The organism is Spirosoma migulaei (genome assembly GCF_054776855.1).
The window spans coordinates 429,424-436,017 of the sequence record NZ_BAAHBG010000013.1; the positions used below are offsets into that span (position 1 = coordinate 429,424).

Annotated in this window: 5 protein-coding genes and 1 pseudogene; 3 read left to right on the forward strand and 3 right to left on the reverse strand. The window is 45.2% G+C overall.

Translation table 11 applies throughout. From position 1 onward, the window contains the following. Together ACYVGO_RS17595 and ACYVGO_RS17600 are read right to left on the reverse strand one after the other, a co-directional pair. A complete protein-coding gene (locus ACYVGO_RS17595; RefSeq protein WP_460970378.1) occupies nt 1-1,266 on the reverse strand; it encodes a hypothetical protein in 1,266 nt (421 codons plus the stop codon). A gap of 215 nt (nt 1,267-1,481) precedes the next feature. Beyond that, entirely contained in the window at nt 1,482-2,414 is a 933-nt protein-coding gene (locus ACYVGO_RS17600) for a sterol desaturase family protein (protein ID WP_460970379.1), read from the reverse strand. A 217-nt stretch (nt 2,415-2,631) separates the two neighbouring features. Here ACYVGO_RS17600 and ACYVGO_RS17605 point away from each other — a divergent pair, with 217 nt between their 5' ends. Further along, entirely contained in the window at nt 2,632-3,213 is a 582-nt protein-coding gene (locus ACYVGO_RS17605; RefSeq protein ID WP_460970380.1) for a hypothetical protein, read from the forward strand. 55 nt (nt 3,214-3,268) lie between these two features. On the opposite strand, the gene lepA is transcribed toward ACYVGO_RS17605, so the two are convergent. After that, on the reverse strand, nt 3,269-5,056 hold the full coding sequence (gene lepA / locus ACYVGO_RS17610; RefSeq protein ID WP_460970381.1) for a translation elongation factor 4: 1,788 nt from the start codon (nt 5,054-5,056) through the stop codon (nt 3,269-3,271). A 540-nt stretch (nt 5,057-5,596) separates the two neighbouring features. Here lepA and ACYVGO_RS17615 point away from each other — a divergent pair. Together ACYVGO_RS17615 and hslV are read left to right on the forward strand one after the other, a co-directional pair. After that, nucleotides 5,597-6,070, forward strand: a complete 474-nt coding sequence (locus ACYVGO_RS17615) for an Lrp/AsnC ligand binding domain-containing protein (RefSeq protein ID WP_142772521.1) — start codon at nt 5,597-5,599, stop codon at nt 6,068-6,070. Nucleotides 6,071-6,193: 123 nt separating this feature from the next. Next, a pseudogene (hslV, locus tag ACYVGO_RS17620) lies at nt 6,194-6,594 on the forward strand (ATP-dependent protease subunit HslV); the annotation flags it as partial.

Here is a 6,594-nt window from a genome sequence, read left to right on the forward strand (position 1 = left end):
TCAATTTTCTACTGATGATAAGTCAGTTGTATATACCTCATTTTTGAGGTTCTGCTGAATAATGCTGGCTTGGACCAATGGCCAGTATTTATCAAATAAGGTTAGAAACCATAAGGCGGTGATGGTAGGCAACAGGTATTTGTCCCATGCTACATAAGCTTTACCAAGCATCAGGATATTCATAAACGCTATCCATCCTGCGAGACCGCTCTTAAATCGGGCAAAGCGTAGCACCGTAAGTAACATTAATCCACCAAATACAATCTGTTTCGAAACATTGTTGAATCCAACTGACATCACAAGTCGATCAAGCAATCCCAGTTCAGCGACCTTAAAATAATCATTGTAGGTTTGACGGGCAGGAAACCAGACTATAATCGCACAAATTAGTAAGAGCCACGTTAGTACTAGGGCGGGTTGCCGTTTAACATAGTCAGAATAAAATGATAGGTGTGGTCTGATCAAAAACTCAGGTATAACGTAATACGCCCCTATACAAGCGGCTGCATACATCACGAATCCTGGACTATAAAGCAGATTATATTGCGTTCGATCGTACTCCTGGCGAGCTATTTCAGCCGAGGGCCCCAGTCCGTTCCAGAATAATATCCAGCCCACCAACGTTAGCAAAGCCGCTACATACCAACGCGAGAAGCGAAGGTATCGAATCAGGTAACCTACTCTGGTTTCGTGGCTCGATTGTTTGTATGCCTGTACAAGCTCGAATCCTAGAATAGCTAGCGGGAAAACAACCATATATTGACGTGTGCTGATTGCCAAGGCCAGACAAACGCCACTTAGCCAATGTATCCGCTTTAGGTAAGCTATCAACCCGACCATAACAAAGGCCACCGCTGTCATGTCTGTATAAAAGTAGACGCTGCAGTAATAATAATACTGGCTAATAGCAAGACCTGCTACAACGATCCAGAAGCGTCGTGCCGGGCCCGGATTTAACCAAAGGAGTGTCGTCAACAGCAGAAAGCTCAGGGCAACATTATAAAGCCTGAGGGTTTGAATCGTCGGATCGAACAATCGGCAAATCCAGCCTCCGATGATAAAGGCAAGTGGCGTAATCACCTCTGAATAGGTTTGCAAAAGCCTGGCTGATGGAATTGGTTCGCGGGCGAACTGAAGGGTCGTTTTGAAAAAATGAGTTTCGTCGGAGTAAAGAAATACGGGTAATTGAAAGCCATTCCTGAGCCAGGCGACACCAGCGTAAATAAACAGCAGGGCCACGAAGCTGTACGTTTTGTAACGTAGCATGGGTGGGAAGGTAGATTACGAAATGTGGTGGATAAGTTTTATTGCTAAAATAGCTAATAGCCACATTAATAAACAAGTAGCTACTAAAAACATTGGAAAATTTACAATTAATATTAGTAGCTTGTATTGTAGCTAATGGTAGTTTTATAATTGCCTGCCTAATTTGTTGGATAAGGAATAGTATGGGAATAGGCTAACGACCGATTAATAGGAAATCAGATAGGTACCTGAACTTCAGGCATCTCCTGAAGCTTCTGCTGTTTTTTCTCTTCTGCAATTTTTATAGGGCTCCCGAATATGTAAAACAGCTTTTTACGAATTCCTTTCGCTTTCCTAACATCCTCAACCATATCGCTGAGTTCATGGAAATTAATGAAAATTGGGTTCGCTTTGTTCGGGATATTGGTTGTGATGCCGTAAATAACAGGTTCATCTTCAGGCTCAAAGGTGCCAAATATACGGTCCCAAAAGATGAAGGTAGCCCCGAAATTTTTATCGATGTACTGCTCCTGCGAACCGTGGTGTACCCGGTGATTAGACGGTGTGGCAAAAATATATTCGACCCAGGCAGGCATTCGACGAATGTATTCGGTATGCACCCAAAACTGGAATAATACGGCAATCTGATTGGTAACAAAGAAAATAATTGGGTGGAAACCCATGAAGGCTACCGGTAAAAAGAACACGATCTTTAAGTGCTGAATCCAGCTTAACCGATAGGACACGGTTAGGTTGTAAAATTCACCTGAGTGATGAACTATATGCGTTGCCCACCAGAAGCGTTGTTCATGCGAAACCCGGTGCGCCCAGTAACTGAAAAAGTCGTAGATAATATAGCAGGGAATGAGCGTCCACCACTGCAATTCCATGCGCCAAGGAATCAGATTGTAAATCCAGATACAGAGGTAAAGTAACCCGAGCTTGAGGGCAGCCGTTACAACCAGATTCCCCAGACCAACCAGAATGGAGCCAATTGTTTCTTTTTTCTCGTAAAACTCTTTCTCCTGATAATAGGTAACGGCCATTTCGATAGCCGTAAAAAATAGCATGACAGGTACAGCCCACAGAATTATATTGGGGATGTTTTCCTCGATAGCATGTACACTGTCAAAGGGAATTTTGCTGGCACCAAATAAAGGAAAATGCATGATAGGCCATTCATCGCAATGCGTGTTATGCAATTAGGAACTGCATTTGATCCGTTGAGTTTTTGTATCCGAGTAATTGAACGGAATCGTATAAGATTAAATTCGTAAAGTACTATCAATGGCGGCATAAGCGAATTATCTATGAAGAGCACTCGCAAACGAAGCTTGGCAGAGAATTAGGCTAATGCATTACTTTTGCAAAATCAACCTGACATGTATGAAGTACAACTATTTTACGATCGGCTTGCTTAGTTCAGCACTCTTTTTTAGCGCCTGTAGTAACCACAAGCAGACGGATACACAAGCTACGGACTCCACTGCAATTGCCGCTACAACTGAATCAACTACCGATATTCCGATTACCGAACGTATGGCCAACTTAGGTTTAACCGCCGATAGCGACTGGCGTGGAATTAATTTAGGTGATGAGTTCGCGAACGTGAAAGGGCTTGAAAAAGGGGAACCGTTCGAGAGTGATTCCGATCACATTGGCTACACAATTGAGTTGAAAAATCTCGAAACAGCAGATATACTCTATTATCAAACGGATAAAAAAGTGTCGGCGATTGATGTAGACTTATTTTTAAACACTCGCCAGTCGGTGAGCGATTATCAGAAAGACCTGGATTCGTACTTTACCGCCCGTTACGGAACTCCCAAACCCGGCGATGGGGGCACGGTTTGGTCGGGATGGAAACGAGGGACGGTTACCTTGAAAGATGTCTCGAAAGGCAAGGATTTTGGTCTGAAAATCAAAATAGCATCGACTGGCAATTCGGCAACAGCTTCCGCGAAATAGAATTTAGTTCAGGTATAACAAAGAAGGCCAGCCCGTTTCCGAGCTGGCCTTACTATTAATTAATCTTCAAAACTGCCATAAAGGCTTCTTGTGGGATTTCGACATTGCCGACTTGCCGCATTCGTTTCTTTCCTTTTTTCTGCTTGTCGAGCAGTTTACGTTTGCGGGAAATATCACCACCATAACACTTGGCCAATACGTCCTTTCGGAGAGCACTCAAGGTTTCGCGGGCAATAATTTTCTGACCGATAGCTGCCTGAATCGCAATTTCAAACTGCTGCCGGGGTATTAATTCGCGAAGCTTTTCGCAGAGTTTCTTACCCCATTCGTACGACTTAGACCGGTGAACAATAGCGGAGAGCGCATCGACCTTATCGCCGTTGAGCATCACGTCGAGCTTCACCATGTCCGATTCACGATTATCCATAAACTCGTAATCGAGAGAGGCATAACCGCGTGAAATCGTCTTGAGTTTATCGAAAAAGTCGAACACGACTTCGGCCAATGGCATCTCAAACTGAAGTTCAACACGGTCGGCGGTCAGGTATACCTGATTTTTAAGCAAACTCCGCTTATCCATGCAGAGGCCCATAATACCACCCACATATTCAGCCTTTGTGATGATCTGAGCCCGGATAAACGGTTCCTCAATATAATCGATCAAGTTTGGATCGGGCATTTCAGCGGGGGCCGATACCTGAAGTTCTTCCCCTTTGGTGGTCATCACCTCGAAACGTACCGACGGTACCGTAGTGATTACAGTCATGTCGAATTCGCGCTCCAGGCGTTCCTGCACAATCTCCATGTGAAGCATACCGAGGAAACCGCACCGGAAACCAAAACCTAAAGCCGCCGATGTTTCAGGCTCCCACACGAGGGCTGCATCATTGAGTTGCAACTTCTCCATGGCATCGCGAAGGTCTTCGAATTCGCTGGTTTCTACCGGATAAATACCGGCAAATACCATCGGTTTTACTTCCGAGAAACCCTGAATAGCCATACTGGCTGGATTATCAATAGTTGTAACAGTATCGCCAACTTTTACTTCTTTGGCTACTTTAATACCCGAAATCAGATACCCTACATCCCCACACTCAATCACATCTTTGGGCTCCTGGGTCAGGCGGAGGGTACCAATTTCATCGGCGGTGTATTCTTTGCCGGTGTTCATGAACTTTACCTTGTCGCCCTTGCGAATACGGCCGTTCTTAACCCGGAAAATAACCTCGATACCCCGGTACGAGTTAAAGTGCGAATCGAAGATCAGCGCCTGCAAGGGACCTGAGGGCTCGCCTTTAGGGGGCGGAATTCGCTCCACAATAGCGGCCAGAATTTCCGGAACACCAATACCCTCCTTACCCGATGCCGGAATGATATCGTCACGGTCACACCCGAGCAGGTCCACCATTTCGTCCTTAATCTCCTCGGGCCTGGCACCCGGCAAGTCGATCTTGTTCAGGACAGGGATGATAACCAGGTCGTTATTAAGGGCCAGATACAGATTTGAGATCGTCTGTGCTTCCGTTCCCTGCGACGCATCGACTAAAAGCAATGCCCCTTCGCAGGCGGCAATCGAGCGAGAGACCTCGTAACTAAAATCTACGTGACCCGGTGTGTCGATCAGGTTTAGCGTGTAGAGTTCACCCTTGTACATATAGTCCATCTGGATAGCGTGACTCTTGATGGTGATGCCACGTTCACGCTCCAGATCCATATCGTCGAGCAGTTGGGCCTGCATATCGCGGGAACCAACGGTCTTTGTGAACTCTAATAATCGGTCGGCCAGGGTGCTTTTACCGTGGTCGATATGGGCAATAATGCAAAAATTACGGATATGTTTCACGTAGGGAAATGATGTTTTCGGTTTGTGGTATTCGGTTTACGGTGGGCTGAGGCAAAGACTGTTGATGCGTCAGCCCACCGTAAACCGAATACCACAAACCGAATACTACCTTATTAATCTGCAAAAATACGCATAAAAAACAAACGCCGGACTCATCGGGGAGCCGGCGTGTTCAATTACACTTCATCAACAAACTAAAAACCAAATGCTGTAGGAGGGGGACTCGAACCGCCCACGGTGCAGTTAGCTACAGTACAACTCTGGTGGTCAACCCCAGTCGCCACGAAGGCGGCATTATGCTGCGTTTATCCTTTATCACCACCCCCGAGACAGGAGGGCACGTCTGCCAATTTCGACATCCTACAGTGTGAGGAAAAAAAGCCAAGAAGACCGGCGTGTGACCCCGCTCGATCAACTTGACAATACAAAGATAGCTCATTCAGTACATCTGTTGCAAATTTTACATAAAAATTTCCTAAAATTTATCATGCGTTCAGAAATATGTTACTTTTGTTATGATCCATCAAAAATATAGCTAAAATGTCCGAAAAAAATTTAGAAATTGATAATACGGATCTAAAAATCCTGAGTTTATTAATGCAGGATGCGAACATGGCTTATACGGAAATTGGCAAGCGAATATTCGTCTCGGGCGGGACAGTACACGTGCGAATGAACAAGTTGAAGCAGATGGGCATTGTTCGCGGATCGCAACTAGTAATCGATCACGCCAAACTCGGTTGGGATATCAGTGCGTTTCTGGGTATTTATTTAGATAAAAGCTCCCTCTATGAGGAAGTTTCCAGGCAACTGGAAAAAATACCCGAGGTGGTGAATGTGCATTACACAACTGGTATTTACAGCATTTTTGCCAAAATCGTTTGCCGGGATACACAACATCTGCGCGAAGTACTTCATGATAAGATTCAGAAAGTTGCTGGTATTCAACGTACAGAAACCTTTATCTCCCTTGAGGAAAGCGTTAACCGGCCTATTCCGTTTGCAGAGAGTTAGTTTGATGTTTGTAGTTCGGAGTTTGATGTTGAATAGCTCACGCAGGTTTATTCGTCAGCCAACGTCAAACATCGAACTTCAAACCTCAAACTAAACGTTATACCTCCCAATAAACACAAATTCATGCAACCCAAAATTCATGCAACAACAGTGGTTGGTATTCGACACAACGGGCAGGTCGCCCTGGGTGCCGATGGCCAGGCCACTATGGGCAATACCGTTGCCAAAAGTAATGTTCGAAAAGTACGTGTTCTAATGGGAGGCAAAGTGCTGGCTGGCTTTGCTGGCTCTACTGCCGATGCTTTTACCCTGATTGAACGCTTTGAAGAAAAGTTAAATGCCTATGGTGGTAACCTAAAACGAGCCGCTATTGAGTTGGCAAAAGACTGGCGAACAGATCGTTATCTGCGTAAACTGGAAGCCATGCTTATTGTAGCTTCGAAAGATGACTTGCTCCCGACATGACCGTTACGGGTGTTTATGAACCCTTACCCGCTCAGTCGCATTTTCATCCCACCATTTTA